Consider the following 19,168-nt stretch of genomic DNA (forward strand, 5'->3'; position numbering starts at 1 on the left):
CATGAAGGACAGCAAGGTCATCGTCGCGATCAACAAGGACGAAGAGGCGCCGATCTTCCAGGTCGCCGATTTCGGCCTCGTCGCAGACCTCTTCACCGCCGTCCCGGAGCTCACGCAGAAGCTCTGAAAACGCGGCGCGCCCGCCCGGAGCCGTGAGCGGGCAATCCGCCCTCTCCGCGCCACAACCACCTCGGCGGCCGGGGTCCGTCCCGGCCTTCCGACCCGCGCTGCAAGCTGCCTTTTTCCAGCGTCTGCGCCTGCGCAGGCCGCTCCATCGCCGGAAGCCATGCCAGACCATAGCCACCTCGCGTCTCCCCTGACCCTGCGCGGCCACACCCTGCGCAACCGGATCGTTTTCGGCGCGCATACCAACAACATGGCCGAACAGGGGCTCCCGGGCGCGCGCACCCGCGACTATCTGCTGGAGCGCGCGATCGGGGGGGTGGGAATGATCGTGTGCGAGCCGATGCCAGTGCCCCGCACCACCGTCCTGACCCGCGGCAACTACCTGCCCGGAACCGATGCGGTGATCGCCCCGTTCCGCAAGATCACCGAACCCGTGCGCGCGGAAGGGGCGGTGATCTTGCAGCAGCTCTATCATCTGGGCACACATGGCGATTCAGACCTGAGCTTTGCGCCGCACTGGTCGCCCTCGGGACGGGTCAGCTATCACGACAGCGATGGCTCGCACCGGATGACCACGGCAGAGATCGCGGAGATCATCGCGGCCCATGTCTCGGCCGCGATCCGCTGCCAGAAGGCGGGCTTCCAGGGGGTGGAGATCTGGGCGGCCTATCAATCGCTGCTCGAGCAATTCTGGACGCCCTGGTCGAACCACCGCGACGACGACTGGGGCGGCAGCCTTGCCAACCGCACCCGGATCTCACGGCGGATCGTCGAGGGCATCCGCCGCGCCTGCGGCGAGGATTTCATCATTGGTCTCGCCGTTTCCACCTCGGACGCCTATGACGTCACGCTTTCGGTCGAAAGCCTTGCCGAGATCGTCGCCCTGCATGACGCGGGCGGCGAGATCGACTATGTCACCTGCGGCCATGGCGGCTATCTGGATTTCGAGCGGCTGATGCCGACGTTCCTCTATGGCGAAAAGCTGACCGCACCGGTGACAGAGATCCTGAAGGGCGCGGTCCGCCATGCGAAAATCACGTCGGAGGCGCATATCCGCACGCCGGAAAACGCAGAAGCGGTGATCGCCTCGGGACAGGCGGACCTCGTCTCCATCGTACGAGGCCAGATCGCGGACCCGCATCTGGCGCGCAAGACCGCCGAGGGCCGCGCCGAGGATGTGCGCGGCTGCATCTCGTGCAACCAGATGTGCTGGGGGCGGCGGTCGCGCGACTACTGGATCTCCTGCCTCATCAATCCTTCCGCCGGGCGGGAATGGGAATGGGGCGGGGATCGCTTCACCCCCGCCGCCACTCCGCGCGCGGTGCTGGTGATCGGCGCGGGCCCCGCCGGGCTGGAGGCGGCCCGGGCCGCGGCCGAGCGCGGCCACAGGGTCGAGATCGTCGAGGCGGCCCCGCGGATCGGCGGCCAGTTCCCCCTGGCCGGGATGCAGCCGCGCCGCGGGCAGGTGCTCGAGCTCCTCGACTGGTATGAGCGGCAGTTCACGCGGCTCGGGGTCCGGCTGCGGCTCAACACCTTCTTCGATGAGGACGACATTGCCGCGCATCCCACGCAGACGGTCGTGATCGCGACCGGATCGCTGCCCGATCCGGCGGCGCGGCAGCGCTGGCTTCCGGCCGCACAGGAGCTCCCCGGCCTTGAGAATGGCCATGTCTGGTCCGCCGAAGATGCGATGCGGCGCGAGGCGCGGCTCGGGGATGCGGTGATCGTGCTGGACGAGGGCGGCAACTGGCGCGGGGTCGGGACGGCCTGGGCCCTCGCCGAGCAGGGCCATGCGGTGACGCTGGTGACGCCAGACGCCCTCGTCGGCAAGGAGCTTGGCCGGACATCGGCGGATGGCCCAGCCCGCGCGCGGCTGGCGCAGCTTGGCACAAGGATGCTGACCGAGCATGTGATCACGCATTGGCACGGCGATGGGGCAACCTTGCGCAGCATGCTGGCGGGGCAGGAGCATCGGCTGCCTGCCTCGGGGCTGGTGATGGCGACGACGAACGCGGCCTTCGACCCGTTCCCTGAGCGGATCCCGGGCAAGACGCTCCACCGGATCGGCGATTGCGTCGCGCCGCGGCAGGCCCCTTATGCGTTCCACGAGGGGCGCAAGCTGGCGCTCGCCTTGTGAGGAGACAAGACCGAAATGCCGGATGATCTGATCCCCCTGCCCGTTTCCGAGATCCGCAGCCTTGCTCTGCGCGCATGCCGGGCCTGTGGGGCGAGCGCCGCCATGGCCGAGGCGCTGGTCGCGGCCAGCCTGTCTGCGCATCTGGCCGGGCGGCCCGAGGTCGGCCTGCCCCATCTGCTGGACCACCTCGACAGCCTGCTGGCGGGCCGGATCCGCGGCGATGCGATGCCGGAAATCTCGCAGCCCGCGCCCACGATGCTGTCGGTCGACGGCGGCCACGGCATTGCCCAGCTCGGGTTCGACAGCGCGTTCGACAGGCTGGCGGAGCGGGCGCATCAGCTTGGCATGGCGCTGCTGGTGCAAAGGAATATCTATCCGGCCGGGGAGCTTGGCTATTATGTGCGGCGCCTGGCACAGGCCGGGCTGCTGGGGATTGCCGCGTGCAACGCGCATCCGCTGATGGCCGCAAACCCGGCGAGCGGGGCAGTTTTCTCCACCAATCCGCTGGCCTTCGCGGCCCCCCTGCCCCCGCCCGGGCCGCCTCTCGTGATCGATCAGGCCAGCAGCGCGACGGCTTTCGTTTCGATACTGCGCGCGGAAGCCACCGGCAGCGCCATCCCCGAGGGCTGGGCCGTGGACGCCGAAGGCCGCCCGACGACGGACCCTGCCGCCGCGCGCCGGGGTGCGCTCCTGCCCGCCGGCGGCTACAAGGGCGCCAATATCGCGCTGATGGTCGAAATCCTCGCCGCCGGGCTGAGCGGCGGCAATTGGTCGCTCGACGCCGGCCATTTTCTGGAAACCGGAAGCCCCCCGGGTGCAACGATGACGGTCATCGCAATCGATGCCGAGGCTGCGGCGCCGGGCTTCTGCTCGCGCCTCGCCGATCAGCTCGCCCGCCTCGCCGCGCTCGGAGTGCATGTGCCCGGAAGCGGGGCCCGGCCCGACGCCGCTACGGTCGCCGTCGCTCCGGCGGTTCTCGCTGCGCTGCGGGCCAGAGCCGACAGCCACCGCGCCTCCTGACAGAAGCCCGAAGCCCGCGCGCCTTCCTGTGGGGCAGCCTGCGCCGCAATCGGAGCCGCCCCGGACAGCGCCAGCCGCACAGGCGAAGCCACCGACGTTTGCCTGCCCCCTTCACCAAGGCCGGATTGCCACTGTGCGCCCGGTTTCTCCGAGTTTCATCGGTCGCCGCGCCCCATGGGGCAGCGCGCGTTTCGCTCTGGGCATACGGCGGCAATGATCGCCAGTCCCGGCGCAAGCGGGAGGGGCGCCATCTGCCCGGGCGTCGCGACCTGCAGCCGAGCTCTGTTCCCCGCTAGGGCCACGCGCCGGGAAACCCCCGCACGTTCTCTCAGATCAAAAATGACTGCCGGACGCAGGACCGTGGCGCGCGCCCGACACATGCCCCCCCGCAGGATCCGCGCGCCATGCAGCCGTGTGGCCCCGTGATGGCTTCGGATCGGGTACGCGGATCAGCTTTCGGGAGTATAGCCTTGCTGCGCGTAGAACCGGGCCAGTTCGCGCGGTTCGGGTGCGTGGCCACCACTATAAATCTCGACGTAATTCGGGATCCGCGCCATGCGAACCGCAAGCGGCTCGCGCGCCTGCATCGAGATATAGCCGATCTGGGCGAGGTAAATCGTGCGGGCACGCACATCGGCGTCGATCGGCGCATGCCCCCATTTGCACAGCAGCGCGCTCAGCGCGGCAAGGCGCAGGGCATCCGCCGCCCGGACCCGCTCCATGATGCCATCATCCTGCAGCGCCCAGCTTCGCACCGCAAATTCGAGCCGGTCATCGAATGTGTCCGCGCGCAGGAAGCACCCGATCACGTTCAGGAGCGCCTCGGCCTCGGTTTCGGCATAGCTTGAGGCTGCGGCAACAAGAGGCTCGGTCGTGCGCTTGTCCCAACGGCTGGCCAGAGCCTCGAGGAGCGTCTCACGATCCTTGAAATGCCAGTAAAAGCTGGTTCGGGAGAGCTTGAGCCGGTTGGCCAACGGCAGGATCTTGACCGCATCAATGCCATTTTCAACCAGCGCCTCGTAAGCCGCCTCGAGCCAGCCTTCATAGGAGCCGCGCCAGCCGGTTTCCGCTTCAGATTGATCAGCCATGTCGATTTTATAGGACAGCAGGATCGGTCGCGCAAGCTGGCCTTTCCAGCGCCGCCCGATCCGCTGGGCCCAGCCTCATGCCCGATCGGCTGCATCTTCCGTGCACGCCGTCGCACAGCACAAGCCGGCGCTATGGCGACGCCCACAGAACGCAGGCGCCCGCCGGGCCATCAAACACCGATAAGCGCCTGCGCGCCCCCCCCTGGTCCCGGTGCACCAGCGCGAAACGCGGGGCCGGACACACAAAAGCGCACCTCAGGACGGCCGTGTTGCGCCAATGCAAATTGAGTCTGATGCCTCCCTTTCTCTGATGTCTTCAGGCTGCGGCTGCTGTCGCGGCCGTCCCCAAGGCTGGGCAACGGATCATGATGGCGCGGCGGATCGACGTATTTTCAGCATTCCGTTCTGCTCAGGATTTGCCTGACGAAGCCCCGCGGTTCATCGCGATGGCTGAGCAAGCCTGACGCTGCCCGTTCGCGCACGACGATTGGAAACCCCATAACGGAGCTTTGTAACGGCGTGGGTCTCTCCTGATCTTGTTGGACCTCGCGCCGAAGGCCGGGCGCACGGGTCGTGCACCTCTGGGCCGCGATGCCGCGATCCAGTTCTGCCTGATGGTATAGGTTCTGTTCGGGCTGCCGCTTCGACAAGCGTCAGGGATGGGGGCGGCTATCGTGTCGACGGCTCGACTGGCCCGCTCCGGGCTTTTCCGCCCTGAGCCGCAAGCAAAAAACCATGGGAGGCAGGATCACGCAGCGCCGTGCGCCAGGTCCGCCAAACCTACGGATGGAGAGCACGGGGGGCACGTTTCCGGGCAATGGGGAGTGGCTCGAATGCAAACACGGCACGCATCACCGACGCCGATACTGCAAGGTCCATTTGGCCATGGACACCGCCACCGGTGGCATCTGTGCAGTGGGATTCCCCTTCAGCGACCCGGGCAAGAGCTCCGTTCGGCCGTAGCGGCCGGACCAGATCTCGCCCGAAGAGCAGATCGGCTCCGTCATCGGAGACGGCGCCTTCGGCATGCGCCGCTGGCACACTGCGATTTTGGAGCGCGGTGGTAAAGCTGTCATTCTCCTGCGCAAGAACGGGCGACGATGGAAGGAAGATTGCCCGGCCGACAGCGCCCGCAGTGAAACCCTTGGCGCGCCCCAACGCCTGGGCCGAACCATCCAGAAGCGATGGAGCGGCTATCACGTTCGAAGCCGGATCGAGGCACAGATGCGATGCCTAAACGCCTGCGTTGAGGGGATTGCATCATGTGATCCCGACCATCAGACCGCCGAAATCCACATGCGTGTGGCGCTGATAAACCGATTCAATGCGGCAGCACCGCCCGGATCGAACGCCTGGAATGAAATCAAAGGCGAAAGGGGGCTCATCGATCAAGCGATGGCTTCTGAAACAATGCCGTGGCGAACAAATTGAGCGTTCACTGTTCCATGGCTTCGTACCACAGCTAGGGTCTCATAGCATGGCCCGCTCACGAGAGAACTTGAAGGTTCCTGGCCTGCACAACCCTGACGGCGGCTGTTTCCTGTCTCGGCCGGGACCGGCTCCCGCCTGCAACGGCGGCCCGTACCAGGAAGTGCGCTGCAGGATTTCGAGCGTTTGCTGGCGGAAGCCGAATAGGCCAAGCCAATCATCGCTTGCGCCTCCCTGATGGGCGGGCGCGTCGCAGGTCTGCGTTGCTTGTGCCCGGCATCTGGCCCGTCCGGGAGACGATTGGCGCGCAGCTGGAAAGCAAGAGGGATGTGATAGAGCATCCTGCCGGGCCATCACCCGGCAGGGCCGCTCCCGGGCCGGCGGCTTCGCATATCTGGCTCAGAGAGCCTCGGCACAACCAGAACATTCGGCGGTGCCGATTGTGCAGCGGCGGGCCGCCGGGGCATGATCCATCCTGTCGGGCGCCGATCACGCACCGGCGCATCAATAGCTTAGGCCCCGCAGCCGGAAGCCCATAGGCTCAGCACCCCGGCCGCGCCGCAAGATGAACCCCCGCCAGCATGCAGCGCACCGATCCCCCGGCCCGCTCGATCGTCGGGATCGACAGCGGCGCGATGGTCGCATGGCTTTCCAGAACGGCCTTCTGCGCGGGGCGCAATGCCGCCCATGCACGGGCCGACAAGGCCAGCACAGAGCCGCACGTGCCGGTCAACTCGATGGCATTCCCGGCGAATTCCGCGATCTGCTCATGCGTCAGCTCGACCAGATCCCGCCCGCCGTCGGCCAGACGCTGCGCAATTTCCGCCCGGCGCGCCGGCACACGGATCGTATCGAGGCCGATCATCACGAAACGCGTCCCGATGCACATCAGAACGTTGGTGTGATAGACAGGCGTCCCCGCACCGTCGCATGCGTCGAAGACCACCGGCTCATAATTGAAATGCGTACAGAACCGCTCGAGAGCGACCTCGTTCGTGCGGTTCGACCGCGCGGCATAGGCGACCCGCTCGATATGGTCGAGCACCATCGCGCCCGTGCCTTCGAGGAACACATCGTCCTGCTCCAGGCCGGAATAATCGATGACATCCTGTACCCGGTAGCGATGCTTGAGCATCTCGATCACGTCGCTGCGGCGTTCACGCCGACGGTTCGGCGAATACATCGGATAGATCGCGACATGGCCGCCGGAATGGGTCGAGAACCAGTTGTTCGGAAAGCAAGAATCCGGGGTATCGGTGGTTTCGTCCTCGACCTTGTCGACGGTGACGCCCAACGCCTCCAGCCGTGCGGCAGCCTCGGTCGCTTCGTCATAGGCGGCGCGGGCAACGGCATCCACCGGGCGGCCATCGATCCGCGCGCCGCAATCGGCGCTGCCGGTGATCGTGGCGGATCCGCGCAACCCGGAGGCCCGCGCGGCGGCGCTCTATGGCGCGTGGCTGTGCGGCACGGTTCTGGGCACCGTCGGCATGTCGCTGCATCACAAGCTGTGCCATGCGCTGGGCGGCTGTTTCGATCTGCCCCATGCCGAAACGCACGCGATCATGCTGCCCCATACCGCTGCGTTCAACGCCGCGGCAGCGGCGGCCGCGCTCGCCCCGGCGCACGCGCTGTTCGGCAGGGATCTGGGCGGCGGGCTTTACGATTTCTCCGCTGCGATCGGCGCGCCGCGGGCGCTGCGCGACTTGGGTCTTCGGGAGACAGACCTGGATCGGGCCGCCGATATCGCGGTGCAGAACCCCTACTGGAATCCGCGCCCCGTCGAACGCGATGGCATCCGCGCGCTGCTGCAACGGGCCTGGGAGGGAGCCAGGCCCGAGTAAGTCACCCGAACAGGCAAGGGAGGAGAGCCATGTTCACGAGACGACATCTTCTGAAGAGCGGCGCGGCACTGGCGGCAAGCGGCCTGGCGCTGCCCGCGATCGGCGGCACCGGAAAAATCCGTATCGGCTATGTCACCCCGCAATCGGGGCCGCTCAGCGCCTTTTCCGAAGCCGACAATTTCATGACGGCGCAATTTCTGGACGTGGCGCGCTCGCAGGGCCTCGATGTCGAGGTTATCGTCAAGGACAGCCAGTCGAACCCGAACCGTGCGGCCGAAGTGGCGCGCGAGCTGATCACGCGCAACGAGGTCAACCTGATCCTCCTGGCCTCCACCCCCGAAACGACGAACCCGGTCTGTACCATCGCCGAAGCCGAGGCGATCCCGGTGATCTCGTCGGTGGCGCCGTGGCAGCCGTGGTTCATCGGGCAGCAGGGCAACCCCGGCGATCCGGGCAGCTGGCAGCCCTTCGACTATGTCTATCATGCCTTCTGGGGGCTGGAGGACAACGTCGGCGCCTTCCTGCGGATGTGGGAGAGCGCGCAGACGAACCGCAAGGTTGGCGCGCTCTGGCCGAACGACGGCGACGGCAATGCCTGGGCTTCGGACGTGGGCATGCCGCGCGCGGCGGCCGCGGCCGGGTTCGCGCTGACCGATGCCGGGCGCTATCAGAACCTGAGCGACGATTTTTCGGCGCAGATCAATGTCTTCAAACGCGCCGGATGCGAGATCGTCACCGGCATCCCGATCCCGCCGGATTTCACCACTTTCTGGACCCAGGCCAGGCAGCAGGGCTTCACCCCCAAGTTCGTCTCGATCGCCAAGGCACTCCTGTTCCCCGAAAGCGTGGCTGCGCTCGGAGATCTGGGGCACAACCTGAGCTGCGAGCTGTACTGGTCGCCCGCATTCCCCTATAAATCCTCGCTCACCGGGGACAGCGCCGCAGATCTGGCCGGCAAATTCTCGGAAGCCGCGAAGCGGCAATGGACGCAGCCCGTGGGCTTCACCCACGCGCTCTTCGAGCTGGCCGCAGATGCGATAAAGCGCGCAGACGATCCGACCGATGCCGATACACTGGCCGAGGCGATCGCGGCGACCTCGCTCGATGCCGTCGTGGGGAATGTCGGCTGGGGCAAGGACAATGTGCCCGAGTTCGCCCGCAAGAACGTGGCCAAGACCCCGCTCGTGGGCGGCCAGTGGCGGCGCAAGGATGACGGCAGCTTCGAGCTTGTGATCGTCGAGAATGGCAACGCGCCCGAGATTCCGCTTGGCGGGTCTCTCGAGCTGCTCGGCTAAGGGAGGGGCGCCCCGGTCTCTCGGGGTGCCACGACGCAGATGGCCATTATGTCCCTCAAAAACGTGTCGAAGAGCTTCGGCGCACTCAAGGTGACCGACGATGTCAGCTTCGAGCTCGCTTCCGGCGAGGCGCTCGGCATCATCGGCCCCAACGGCGCCGGGAAATCGACGCTGTTCAACCTCATCGCCGGCAACCTGCGCCCGAACGAGGGCTCGGTCCTGCTCGACGGGCGCGACGTGACGCATGAAAGCACGATGCAGCGCTGCGCGAGTGGCATCGGGCGCAGCTTCCAGATCCCGCAGCCGTTCGGGAATCTCTCGGTCTATGAAAACCTGCTGGTGGCCGCGCGCTTCGGCGGCGATGTCTCGGGCCAGGATGCGCCCGCGCTGTGAATGGATGTCCTTCTGCGGACCGGGCTTGCGGCCAGCGCCACGAAGCCCGCGGGCAGCCTGCCGCTTTTGAGCCGCAAACGGCTCGAACTCGCCCGCGCGATGGCCACCCGGCCGCGGGTGATCCTGCTCGACGAGATTGCGGGCGGGCTGACCGATGGCGAATGCGTCGAGCTGGTCGCGACGATCCGGCAGATCCACGCCGAAGGCGTGGCCATCATCTGGATCGAACATGTGCTGCACGCGCTGACCTCGGTGGTCGAGCGGCTGATGGTGCTCAACTTCGGCAAGATGCTGATGATCGGCGCCCCGGACGAGGTGATGGCCTCGCCCGAGGTCAAGGAAATCTATCTGGGGATCGACGCATGACCGAGACACCGCTTCTGTCCGTCGCCGGACTGACCGCCCATTACGGAGATTTTCAGGCGCTCTTCGGCGTCGACATGCAGCTGGATGCGGGCGGCTGTGTCGCGATCATCGGGGCCAATGGCGCGGGCAAGACCACGCTGATGCGCACCATCGCGGGCAGGGGAGCGTCAGGAGTTCATCCTTCTCTCCGATACGCTCGGCTTCTCCATGCTGGTCGATGCGATCAATAACCGGCGCCCGCCGGGGGCGACCGAAAACACCGTCTTCGGCCCGTTCCACGTCGCTGGCGCACCGGTGCGCAAGATGGGCGATACCATCAGCCTCGACGGCAAGGGCGATCCCTGCCTCTATGAGGGCCGCGTGATCGACCTGCATGGCACCCCGATCGAAGGCGCCCGCGTCGACGTATGGTCGGACAATTCCGAGGGCTTCTATGACGTGCAGCAACCCGACATTAAGCCCAAGTGGAACAATCGCGGCATCTTCGTCACCGGGCCGGATGGCAAATACAGCTTCGTCGGCATCAAGCCGGTGAGCTAGCGCCGGGAGAAGTGGCCAGGGCCCGTCGGCAGCAGACGTATTCGCTGCGACGGGTCCACGCCACGCGGGCGATCATGAGACGATGACACCGAGCACCGGGCCTGCGCCTGATAGGGTGCCGCTGTCGGTATGCGGGAACCAACCGCGCAGCCGCGGATACGAACCCGCGATGGCCGCTTGATTGCCTATCGGCGAGCGGAGCGATCGCCCCCGCTTCCGGGCTGAACTATGCGCGACGTTTGCGCCCGTGAATGCCCCTGACACCTTCACGCCCGCCACCTGGATCGCCCGAGCCCTGGCGGCAGACCTGAAACACCCCACTCCCGGCGCGGCTGGCCTGCCCTGTGCCACTCACGGGGCCTGGCGCTGCGCAGCCGCACCGGCTCCGCGCAAGGCCCCATCGCGCAACCCGCCCCATCGACGAAGCTCCCCCTTGGTCCGTCGCGCACGCCGGGCAGAAACCGGGAGCGACCTCGGCCGGAACACGCGAAGCCCGACGGCTTGTGTATAAGCCCAGCTGATAGATATTTCCGAAACGCAGCCGCTAAGCCCACAAAGCGCGGGCTCCGCGAACACTGCCAGCGGCTTGACCCGACGCAGGGATTTTCCGGTCCTCCCCCGACACAACGCACCACCGTCGGGCTCAAGGCGCAATGGGCCCAGCCCGGCGCAATTTTCCCGCGGGGCTTGCCCCGGCCGGAATGCGGGCGCAAGGTCGCCGCAAGGACTGAAGGAAGATGTGTCGTGCTCATACATGTCGGAGATGATCGGAACGAGCGGATCGACCTCGGGCTGGCGGCCATCATGTCGGCCGTGGCCGGCGCATTGAATGCCGTAGGGTTCCAGGTTGCCGGCCTGTTTTCGGCGAATATGACGGGAAACGTCTCGGCTCTGGCAGAGCATGCCGCGCAGGGAAGCTGGGCAAGCTCGGCGGCCTTTGCGGCGCTGATCGGGTGTTTTGTCACCGGGGCCAGCTGCGCCGCCGGGCTCATCCATCTCGGCGAGACGGCCCAGGCCCGCCCGATCTACGCGCTGGTGATCCTGGGGGAAGCGCTGCTGCTTCTGTTGATGATGCTGGGCCTCGGCGGCGGAGGATACCTGCACGGAGATCTGCCGTTCACGGCGGCGCTGAGCTTCGTGATGGGACTGCAGAACGCGACCACGACGATGATTTCCAGAACACGGGTCCGAACGACGCATGTGTCCGGCATGGCGACCGATATCGGCATCGAGATCGCCTCGCTGTTCTTCGGATCCGCCGCGCGGCGCCTGGCGCTGCCGAAGCTGCGGCTGCATGGCACAACGATCCTGACCTTCGCCGCAGGCGGGGTCCTCGGGACGCTCGTCTATGCGGCAATCGGCGCATGGCTGTTTGCGGCGACGGCCGCCGTCCTGCTGGCGGTTTCCGTGCCGGAGATCCTCCGCGCGGCCCGGGGCCCGCAGCCGTGAGCGTCAGGTCGGCTTACAGGCGCGGCGCTCTGCCCCTGCGCGCTGAGCCATGCATCGCTCTTGCAAGATGCCCGTTCAACGACCGGGGCCGGAGTAAAGGCCCGCATCGGGGAATGACATTCACAACCGCGCGGTTTGGCGGGGCCCCGCGTGCAGAGCGGGTGAAGTCTTGGCAGGGGTCGTGGCCATTGCGCGATGGGTGATTGTTCAGAAGTCGCTGCCTTTCTCCGGCCTTGTAAACGCTGGTGCGTTCCTTGACCCGCCGAGGACCGACAGCTCGTGTAGCCTCTCTGGGCCACCGACGTGGCGTGGTTCGAGCGGATTTCCAGACCCACAGCATGTCGCACGAGGCGGACCTCTCGGTTCACCCCGTGCGGCTGGATGGGGCCTTCCTGCGCCGCCTGAGCCATTGTGGCACCATTGGTGCGCGCCAGGGACGGTCCCCCTTTAGCCCCGCCATCACCCGCGGCCTCGAAGCCGTCCCGGAGGAGGGGCCGCGATGGAGCCGCCGGTTGTCTGCGCACACACCCCGGGTCTCGGGCCGCCGGGCGGCATCACGACGGGCACGGCCACGCACCCGCGCCCGATCGCCCGCTGTGCCAGATGACCGTCGCGGGTGGACCGGGCGATCGGAAGGGCTGCGCAGATCGGCCTGCGCCATCGGCCTGAACCGAGGCCTCTGCCCCCCGCGCTGCGCTGAGATCCACCGCCACGCCGACCTTCGGCCGAGCATGTCCGGCAAAGCTGACGCGATGCCTTCGATAGCCGCAAAATACGCCCGGTATTTGCGAAGAGGCTCCTGCGCCGGGCGCCGCTCCCGGGCCTCCCGCGCGCTTTCGGTTGGTCCTTCAGACGATCCCCTGCCCCTTCGAAGGCTGCGCAACCGGCCCGCACGCCCCGCAATGCCACGCGCCGGCCGTCGCCCCCGGGCGTCCTGGCCCGCTCGTTCAGGGGCCGGGGTCAGAGCCGATCTGCGCGGAAATCCATGCAGTCGCCTGTCACCAGGACCCCTCCGCACCGCGTCTCGCCCATGATGCTCCAGCCGGCGCAAGTGGCGGTGCCTAAGGGAAAAGCGACGAAGGTTAGGGATCGCGCGTTCAGCGCGGGCCTTTTCTTTCGCCCATAGCCTGCCTTCCCGTCGCCATCGCGGCGCGCCTTTTCTGGGCGGGCGGCACTCCATATTTGGCGCTGAAGCAGCGGGTGAAGTGTGAAACGCTGGCGAAGCCGGTTATCGTCGAGATCTCGATCAGCGGAAGCGCCGTCTGCTGCAGCAGCTCGCTGGCCTTGGCAAGCCGCAGATCGCGGTAGAACGTCATCATCGACATCTCGAACTGATCCGAGAACAGCCGCTGCAGCTGCCGCCGGCTGCACCCTGCCAGTGTCGCCAGCTGCTCGGGCGACAAGGGATCTGCGATATGGCTGGCCATCATCTCCACCGCGGCCTCCAGCACCGGATGATGCAGGTCGAAGCGCTGCGCCAGCTTCAACTGCTGCGGTTCGTCGGCCATCCTCAGCCTCGGATGGAGGAACCAGTCGCTGACTTCGCGCGCAAAAGCCGCGCCGTGCTCGCGCGCGATCAGCGCCCCCATCATGTCCATCGCCGCCACCCCCCCCGCGCAGGTATAGCGATTGCGGTCAATGACATAGAGCGCGCGCTCAATCAGGAGATCGCCGGAATATTCCGTCAGCGGGTCGATGTGGGCCCAGTGAACGGTGAAGCGCCGCCCCGCCATGAGGCCAGCCTTGGCCAGGATCGCCGCGCCGCCCGAGATCCCGCCCAGATGGGCACCGCGCTGCGCCAGGCCGCGCAGCATCTGCTCCAGCGCCGGGTCTTCGTAGAGCATCGGATTGCCACCCGCGACAACGAGAACGAGATCGGGGATCTTGGTCAGGCGGGCCAACGGCTCGGTGTAGAACCCGCCGCCAGAGGTCGATGGCATGAAGCCCCCGGTCTCAGAATAGAAGCTGCAGCGATAGAGCGTTTTCTGCGCCAGATGATTGGCCGCGCGCAGCGGCTCGACGGCCGATGCAAGCGACATCAAGGCATAATCCGGCGTCAGAACGAAGCCGATGGAGAACGACGATGGCCCTGTCATGTTGCGCCAATCCTGAGTGACGCGGGAATTTATGCGGCGCGGCCATGGCGGTCAAGAGAATGTCCGCCACGGGAAAGCAGCGCCCCGCCATATCGCGCAAGACAATAGCTGAGAAACAACCAGATCGAGGTAGACTGGCGTGCGTTATTCGGCTTTTCGCGTCGTCAAAGAGGCTCTGACAGGCCACCACGGGTGGAAGCCGCTGTGGCGCAACCCGGAGCCGCAGCCCGCCTATGACTATATCATCATCGGCGGTGGCGGCGGCGGGCTTTCGACGGCTTACCACCTTGCGAAAGTGTTCCAGGGCAAGCGCATCGCGGTGCTGGAAAAGGGCTGGCTCGGCTCCGGCAATATCGGGCGCAATACCACGATCATCCGCTCGAACTACCTGCTGCCGGGCAACGAGCCCTTCTATGAATTCTCCATGAAGCTCTGGGAGAACATGGAGCAGGAATTCAATTTCAACGCGATGGTCAGCCAGCGCGGGATCCTGAACCTGATCCATACCGACGGCCAGCGCGATGCCTATCGCCGCCGCGGCAATGCCATGCTGCTCGCGGGCGCCGATGCCGAACTTCTGGACCGCGACGACGTGCGGGCGATGTATCCCTGGCTCAACTTCGACAACGCGCGCTTCCCTATCAAGGGCGGCTTGTTGCAGCGCCGCGCGGGGACGGCGCGCCATGACGGCGTCGCCTGGGGCTATGCGCGCGGGGCCGATATGCTTGGCGTCGACATCATTCAGAATTGCGAGGTCACCGGCTTCCGCATCGAGAACGGCAAGGTGCTCGGCGTGGAAACCACGCGCGGCTACATCGGCGCGGGCAAGGTCGGGGTGGCCGTTGCCGGCTCCTCGAGCCGGGTGATGCAAATGGCCGGCATGCGCCTGCCGATCGAAAGCCATGTACTGCAGGCCTTCGTGAGCGAGGGGCTGAAGCCCGTCGTCGACGGCGTCATCACCTTTGGTGCGGGCCATTTCTACGTCAGCCAGTCGGACAAGGGCGGGCTGGTGTTCGGCGGCGATATCGACGGCTACAATTCCTACGCGCAGCGCGGCAACCTTCCGGTGATCGAGGAGGTGGCAGAGGGCGGCCTCGCCCTGATGCCCGCGATCGGGCGCGCGCGGCTCCTGCGCGTCTGGGGCGGGATTATGGACATGTCGATGGACGGCTCGCCGATCATCGACCGCACGCCGGTGGACGGGCTCTACTTCAACGGCGGCTGGTGCTATGGCGGCTTCAAGGCGACGCCCGCCTCGGGCTATTGCTTCGCGCATCTCCTGGCCACAGACCGCCCGCACGAGACCGCGCGCTTCATGCGCCTCGACCGGTTCGAACGCGGCTATGTGATCGACGAAAAGGGCATGGGCGCGCAGCCCAACCTGCACTGACCCCCCCCCTCGCAGAATTCCGGATATCAAGGCAAGATCATGCTGATCCCCCATCCCCTCCTTGGCTCCCGCGACGCGCAGGAGTTCACCTATCTCGGCGATGCATCGCTGCTCAATCGCCCCGACGGCATGGCCGAGGGCGCGCTCGATGCCTTCAACCGCCACGTCTACCTGCGCGACAACCCGGCCGGTGTGCACCGTGAACTGTGGTTTCACGAGCAGGGCGACCGCAGCTGGCTGATCGTCACCCGCAACACGCTGACCCATGAAATCCTCGGCGCAGAGCTCGCCCGCGACGTTGTGCTCGCGCAGAAGGGAGGCGCGAAATGAGCCGTCTTTCCGGTGGTCTCCTCGACCGCTCCAAACGCCTGAGCTTCACCTTCGACGGCAAGTCCTTCCTCGGCCATCCGGGCGATACGCTCGCCTCGGCGCTGCTGGCCAATGACGTGCGGCTGATGGGCCGTTCGTTCAAGTATCACCGCCCGCGCGGCGTGGTCGCCGCGGGCTCGGAGGAGCCGAACGCGCTGGTCGAGCTGCGCACCGGCGCGCGGCAGGAGCCGAATACCCGCGCCACCATGGCCGAGCTTTACGACGGGCTCGTGGCGCACAGCCAGAACCGCGTGGGCTCGCTTGAGCGCGACTTCCTCGCGGTGAACGACCTGATGTCGCCCTTCTTCTCGGCGGCGTTCTATTACAAGACCTTCATGTGGCCGAAGGCGTTCTGGGAAAAGCTCTACGAACCCGCGATCCGAAAGGCGGCAGGGCTTGGCAGCCTGTCGATGCTTCCCGACCCGGACAGCTACGACAAGGGCTTCCTGCACTGCGACCTTCTCGTCGTCGGCGCGGGCGCCGCGGGCCTTGCCGCCGCGCTCACCGCCGCGCGGGCGGGGGCGAAGGTGATCCTCGCGGATGAGGATTTCCGCCTCGGCGGCCGGCTGATGGCGGAAAGCCACGCGCTGAACGACGCGCCGGCGATGGATTGGGTGGCCGCGGTCGAGGCCGAATTCGCCAGCCTGCCGAACCTGCGCGTGATGCGCCGCACCACCGTTTTCGGCGCCTTCGACCACGGCATCTTCGGCGCGGTCGAGCGCGTGTCGGACCATCTCGCCACACCGGGGACTGCGGTGCGCCAGACGCTCTGGCGGATCACGGCGAAGCGCACCGTGCTGGCCGCCGGCGCGACCGAGCGCCACATCCCCTTCGCCAACAACGACCGCCCGGGCATCATGCTGGCGGGCGCGATGCGCGCCTATGCGAACCGCTGGGCGGTGAGCCCCGCGCAGAGCGTGGCGATCTTCACCTCCGGCGATGATGGCCACCGCACTGCGCTCGATCTCGCCGCAAAGGGCGTCACCATCGCGGGCGTGATCGATACCCGCGCCGATGCAAAGGCGCTTGGCCAATATCCGCTGTTCGCCGGCGCGGTCGTCAGCGACGCGACGGGGCGGCTGGGGCTCCAGCGCATCGCCGTCACCCGCGCGGGGCAGACGAGCTGGCTCGATGTTGGCGCGCTCGGTGTCGCCGGCGGCTGGAACCCGAACGTGCATCTCGCCTCGCATCATCGCGGCCGCCCGGTCTGGGATGACGCGGCTCAGGCCTTCCTGCCCGAGCCGGGCGCCGTGCCGGGCCTCACCGCCGCGGGCGCCGCCGCCGGACGGGGAACGACCGCCGCCGCGCTCACCTCGGGCGCCGCGGCCGCGCAGGCCGCGCTGTCCGATCTTGGCATTACCGCGGGCCTGCCCGATCTGCCGCGCGCCGAGGATGCGCCGCAGCGCCAGGCTGCCTTCTGGCATGTGCCCGGCAAGGGCCGCGCCTGGGTCGATTTCCAGAATGATGTCACCGTGAAAGACATCAAGCTGGCCCATCAGGAGAACATGCGCCCCGTCGAGCATCTGAAACGCTGGACGACGCTCGGCATGGCGACCGATCAGGGCAAGACCGCGAATGTCACCGCGCTTGCGGTGATGGCCGAGCTGACCGGCAAGACGATCCCCGAGACCGGCACCACGATCTTCCGCCCGCCCTATACCGGCGTCGCGCTCTCGACGCTGGGCAATGGCGATACCGGCACGCAGTTCCGCCCCCGCCGGCTGACGCCGACGCATGGCTGGGCGCAGGCGCAAGGCGCCGTCTTCGTCGAGGTGGGCCAGTGGATGCGCGCCCAGTATTTCCCCCGCAAGGGTGAGAAGAGCTGGCGCGAAACCGTCGATCGCGAGGTGCTTGCCACCCGCGCGGGCGTCGGGCTGTGCGATGTCACCACGCTCGGCAAGGTCGATGTGCAGGGCGCCGATGCGGGCGAATTCCTGAACCGGGTCTATGCCAATGCGATGGCCTCGCTGAAGGTCGGCATGGTGCGCTATGGCCTGATGCTGCGCGAGGACGGCTACGCCTATGACGATGGCACCTGCGCACGGCTCGGCGAAGATCACTACGTCGTCACCACCACCACCGCGCAGGCGGGCCCCGTCTATCGCCACATGGAGTTCTGCCGCCAGTGCCTCTGGCCCGAGCTCGACGTGCAGCTGATTTCGACGACCGACGCCTGGGCGCAGATCTCGGTCGCGGGCCCCAATGCGCGCAAGCTGCTCGAACGGGTGGTGGACGGGTTCGATCTGTCGAACGCGGCCTTCCCCTTCATGGCCTGTTCCGAGCTCACCGTCTGCGGTGGCCTGCGGGCGCGGCTGTTCCGGATCTCCTTCTCCGGGGAACTGGCCTATGAAATCGCGGTGCCGGCGCGCTATGGCAATGCGCTGATGGCGCGGATGATCGAGCTGGGCGCCGATCTCGGCGCCACCCCCTACGGCACCGAGGCGCTTGGCGTCCTGCGCATCGAAAAGGGCCATGCTGCGGGCAACGAGCTGAACGGCCAGACCACGGCGCAGATGCTGGGCATGGGCAAGATGGTCTCCGCGAAGAAGGACGCGATCGGCGCGGTGATGAGCCGGCGCGAAGGGCTGCTCGCGGAAACCCGCGTGCTTGTGGGGTTGCAGCCGGTCGATCCGGCGCAGCCGGTCACGGCCGGGTCGCATCTCTTCGCGCAAGGGGCCGAGCAGAAGACCGAGACCGATCAGGGCTGGATCACCTCCGCCTGCTACTCGCCGCATGTCGGCTCGATGATCGGGCTGGGCTTCCTCGCGGATGGTGCGGCCCGTGTGGGCGAGGTGATCACCGCCGCCAACCCCTTGCAAAACCAGCAGATCGCGCTGCGCGTGGTCTCCGCCCATTTCGTCGATCCCGAAGGAGGACGTCTCCGTGACTGACCTGTCCCCGATCCCCGCGCTTGGCGGCACGTCCGCACGTATCACGAACATCGGCGCGCTCGCGCTCTCCGAGAATACGGGCCTCGGCCTTGCCGCGCTCGCGCTGCGGCGCGGCAGCGCGCAGCCGGTGCCGATGGGCCTTGCGCTGCCGGGCCCCGGGCTGTGGCACGCCGGAAATGGCGTCGCCGCCTTCTGGACCGGCCCAGGGCAATGGATGATCGAAGGCGAAGGCCGGGCTGAAGAGGATTTCGCCCGCGCGGTGAAACTCGCCGCGCCCGATTGCTCGGTCACGGAGCAGACCGACGGCTTCGTCGCGTTCGAGGTGGTCTCCTCGGCCGGTGCCGCGCCGATCGAGCGGCTGTGCGAAAAGCTGGTGAATGTCGATCTGGGCCGCTTCGGCCCGGGCTCGGCGGCCCGCACCGGCCTGCACCACATGACGGTCTTCGTGATCCGCCGCGCCGAGGACAGGCTCGCGCTGATCGGCATGCGCACGCTGGCGGGCTCGCTCTGGCATGCGCTGGAAGGCGCCGCGCAGCATCTGGAAGGCACTGCGACATGAGCGCGGCGATTATTGACGGGAAGGCTTTTGCGGCGGGTGTTCGCGGGCGTGTGGGGGCGCATGTTGCGGCTCTGAAGGCGCGTGGCGTGGTGCCCGGTCTGGCGGTTGTGCTGGTGGGCGAGGATCCGGCCTCGGCGGTTTATGTGAAGAACAAGGGGATCCAGACCCGCGAGGCGGGGA

17 protein-coding genes and 2 pseudogenes are annotated in these 19,168 nt (G+C 67.1%); 16 read left to right on the forward strand and 3 right to left on the reverse strand.

Features of this window, described 5'->3' with window-relative positions; genetic code table 11:
• The 3 genes and pseudogenes from ACOMG5_RS15970 to ACOMG5_RS15980 all read left to right on the forward strand — a co-directional run.
• Window positions 1–127: pseudogene (locus ACOMG5_RS15970) on the forward strand (electron transfer flavoprotein subunit alpha/FixB family protein); the annotation flags it as partial.
• Window positions 128–286: 159 nt separating this feature from the next.
• Window positions 287–2,263: an FAD-dependent oxidoreductase gene (locus tag ACOMG5_RS15975; protein WP_420344787.1), complete on the forward strand. Its 1,977-nt coding sequence runs from the start codon at window positions 287–289 to the stop codon at window positions 2,261–2,263.
• 15 nt (window positions 2,264–2,278) lie between these two features.
• Window positions 2,279–3,283 (forward strand): Ldh family oxidoreductase, encoded by a 1,005-nt coding sequence (locus ACOMG5_RS15980; RefSeq protein WP_420344788.1) that lies wholly within the window; start codon window positions 2,279–2,281, stop codon window positions 3,281–3,283.
• A 449-nt stretch (window positions 3,284–3,732) separates the two neighbouring features.
• Here the strand turns inward: ACOMG5_RS15980 and ACOMG5_RS15985 are convergent, their stop codons facing one another.
• A complete protein-coding gene (locus ACOMG5_RS15985; protein WP_420344789.1) occupies window positions 3,733–4,371 on the reverse strand; it encodes a TetR/AcrR family transcriptional regulator in 639 nt (212 codons plus the stop codon).
• A gap of 450 nt (window positions 4,372–4,821) precedes the next feature.
• Here ACOMG5_RS15985 and ACOMG5_RS15990 point away from each other — a divergent pair.
• Window positions 4,822–5,732: pseudogene (locus tag ACOMG5_RS15990) on the forward strand (IS5 family transposase).
• Window positions 5,733–6,340: 608 nt separating this feature from the next.
• On the opposite strand, the gene ctlX reads toward ACOMG5_RS15990, so the two are convergent.
• Window positions 6,341–7,219 (reverse strand): citrulline utilization hydrolase CtlX, encoded by an 879-nt coding sequence (gene ctlX, locus ACOMG5_RS15995; RefSeq protein WP_420344790.1) that lies wholly within the window; start codon window positions 7,217–7,219, stop codon window positions 6,341–6,343.
• On the opposite strand from ctlX, the gene ACOMG5_RS16000 reads away from it, so the two are divergent.
• The 7 genes from ACOMG5_RS16000 to ACOMG5_RS16030 all read left to right on the forward strand — a co-directional run bounded on the left by ACOMG5_RS16000 (window position 7,197) and on the right by ACOMG5_RS16030 (window position 11,683).
• Window positions 7,197–7,640: a hypothetical protein gene (locus ACOMG5_RS16000; protein WP_420344791.1), complete on the forward strand. Its 444-nt coding sequence runs from the start codon at window positions 7,197–7,199 to the stop codon at window positions 7,638–7,640. The genes ctlX and ACOMG5_RS16000 overlap by 23 nt on opposite strands.
• A 29-nt stretch (window positions 7,641–7,669) precedes the next feature.
• On the forward strand, window positions 7,670–8,935 hold the full coding sequence (locus ACOMG5_RS16005; RefSeq protein ID WP_420344792.1) for an ABC transporter substrate-binding protein: 1,266 nt from the start codon (window positions 7,670–7,672) through the stop codon (window positions 8,933–8,935).
• Between the two features lie 48 nt (window positions 8,936–8,983).
• Entirely contained in the window at window positions 8,984–9,328 is a 345-nt protein-coding gene (locus ACOMG5_RS16010) for an ATP-binding cassette domain-containing protein (protein ID WP_420344793.1), read from the forward strand.
• Window positions 9,329–9,694 (forward strand): hypothetical protein, encoded by a 366-nt coding sequence (locus ACOMG5_RS16015; protein ID WP_420344794.1) that lies wholly within the window; start codon window positions 9,329–9,331, stop codon window positions 9,692–9,694.
• A complete protein-coding gene (locus ACOMG5_RS16020) occupies window positions 9,691–9,924 on the forward strand; it encodes an ATP-binding cassette domain-containing protein (RefSeq protein ID WP_420344795.1) in 234 nt (77 codons plus the stop codon). Before ACOMG5_RS16015 ends, ACOMG5_RS16020 begins: the two co-directional genes overlap by 4 nt.
• Complete coding sequence (locus ACOMG5_RS16025) at window positions 9,872–10,234, forward strand: hypothetical protein (RefSeq protein WP_420344803.1); 363 nt, start codon at window positions 9,872–9,874, stop codon at window positions 10,232–10,234. The genes ACOMG5_RS16020 and ACOMG5_RS16025 overlap by 53 nt, the downstream gene beginning before the upstream one ends.
• A 744-nt stretch (window positions 10,235–10,978) precedes the next feature.
• On the forward strand, window positions 10,979–11,683 hold the full coding sequence (locus ACOMG5_RS16030; RefSeq protein ID WP_420344796.1) for a YoaK family protein: 705 nt from the start codon (window positions 10,979–10,981) through the stop codon (window positions 11,681–11,683).
• 1,097 nt (window positions 11,684–12,780) lie between these two features.
• Here ACOMG5_RS16030 and ACOMG5_RS16035 read toward each other — a convergent pair.
• Complete coding sequence (locus ACOMG5_RS16035; protein ID WP_420344797.1) at window positions 12,781–13,779, reverse strand: GlxA family transcriptional regulator; 999 nt, start codon at window positions 13,777–13,779, stop codon at window positions 12,781–12,783.
• A 139-nt stretch (window positions 13,780–13,918) separates the two neighbouring features.
• On the opposite strand from ACOMG5_RS16035, the gene ACOMG5_RS16040 reads away from it, so the two are divergent.
• From ACOMG5_RS16040 to ACOMG5_RS16060, 5 genes are all read left to right on the forward strand, one after another.
• Window positions 13,919–15,169: a sarcosine oxidase subunit beta family protein gene (locus tag ACOMG5_RS16040; RefSeq protein WP_420344798.1), complete on the forward strand. Its 1,251-nt coding sequence runs from the start codon at window positions 13,919–13,921 to the stop codon at window positions 15,167–15,169.
• A 39-nt stretch (window positions 15,170–15,208) separates the two neighbouring features.
• Window positions 15,209–15,499, forward strand: a complete 291-nt coding sequence (locus ACOMG5_RS16045) for a sarcosine oxidase subunit delta (protein WP_420344799.1) — start codon at window positions 15,209–15,211, stop codon at window positions 15,497–15,499.
• Window positions 15,496–18,429 carry a sarcosine oxidase subunit alpha family protein gene (locus tag ACOMG5_RS16050; RefSeq protein ID WP_420344800.1) on the forward strand — a complete coding sequence of 978 codons (2,934 nt, stop codon included), beginning with the start codon at window positions 15,496–15,498 and terminating at the stop codon, window positions 18,427–18,429. The genes ACOMG5_RS16045 and ACOMG5_RS16050 overlap by 4 nt, the downstream gene beginning before the upstream one ends.
• The gene (locus ACOMG5_RS16055) at window positions 18,422–18,988 is read left to right on the forward strand and encodes a sarcosine oxidase subunit gamma (protein ID WP_420344801.1); all 567 of its coding nucleotides are present in this window, start codon (window positions 18,422–18,424) and stop codon (window positions 18,986–18,988) included. Before ACOMG5_RS16050 ends, ACOMG5_RS16055 begins: the two co-directional genes overlap by 8 nt.
• The coding region (locus ACOMG5_RS16060; protein ID WP_420344802.1) for a tetrahydrofolate dehydrogenase/cyclohydrolase catalytic domain-containing protein at window positions 18,985–19,168 on the forward strand (184 nt) is incomplete at its 3' end. The genes ACOMG5_RS16055 and ACOMG5_RS16060, both read left to right, overlap by 4 nt.

It is taken from the genome of Paenirhodobacter sp., assembly GCF_041916475.1.
In the GTDB taxonomy this organism is placed as follows: domain Bacteria; phylum Pseudomonadota; class Alphaproteobacteria; order Rhodobacterales; family Rhodobacteraceae; genus Rhodobacter.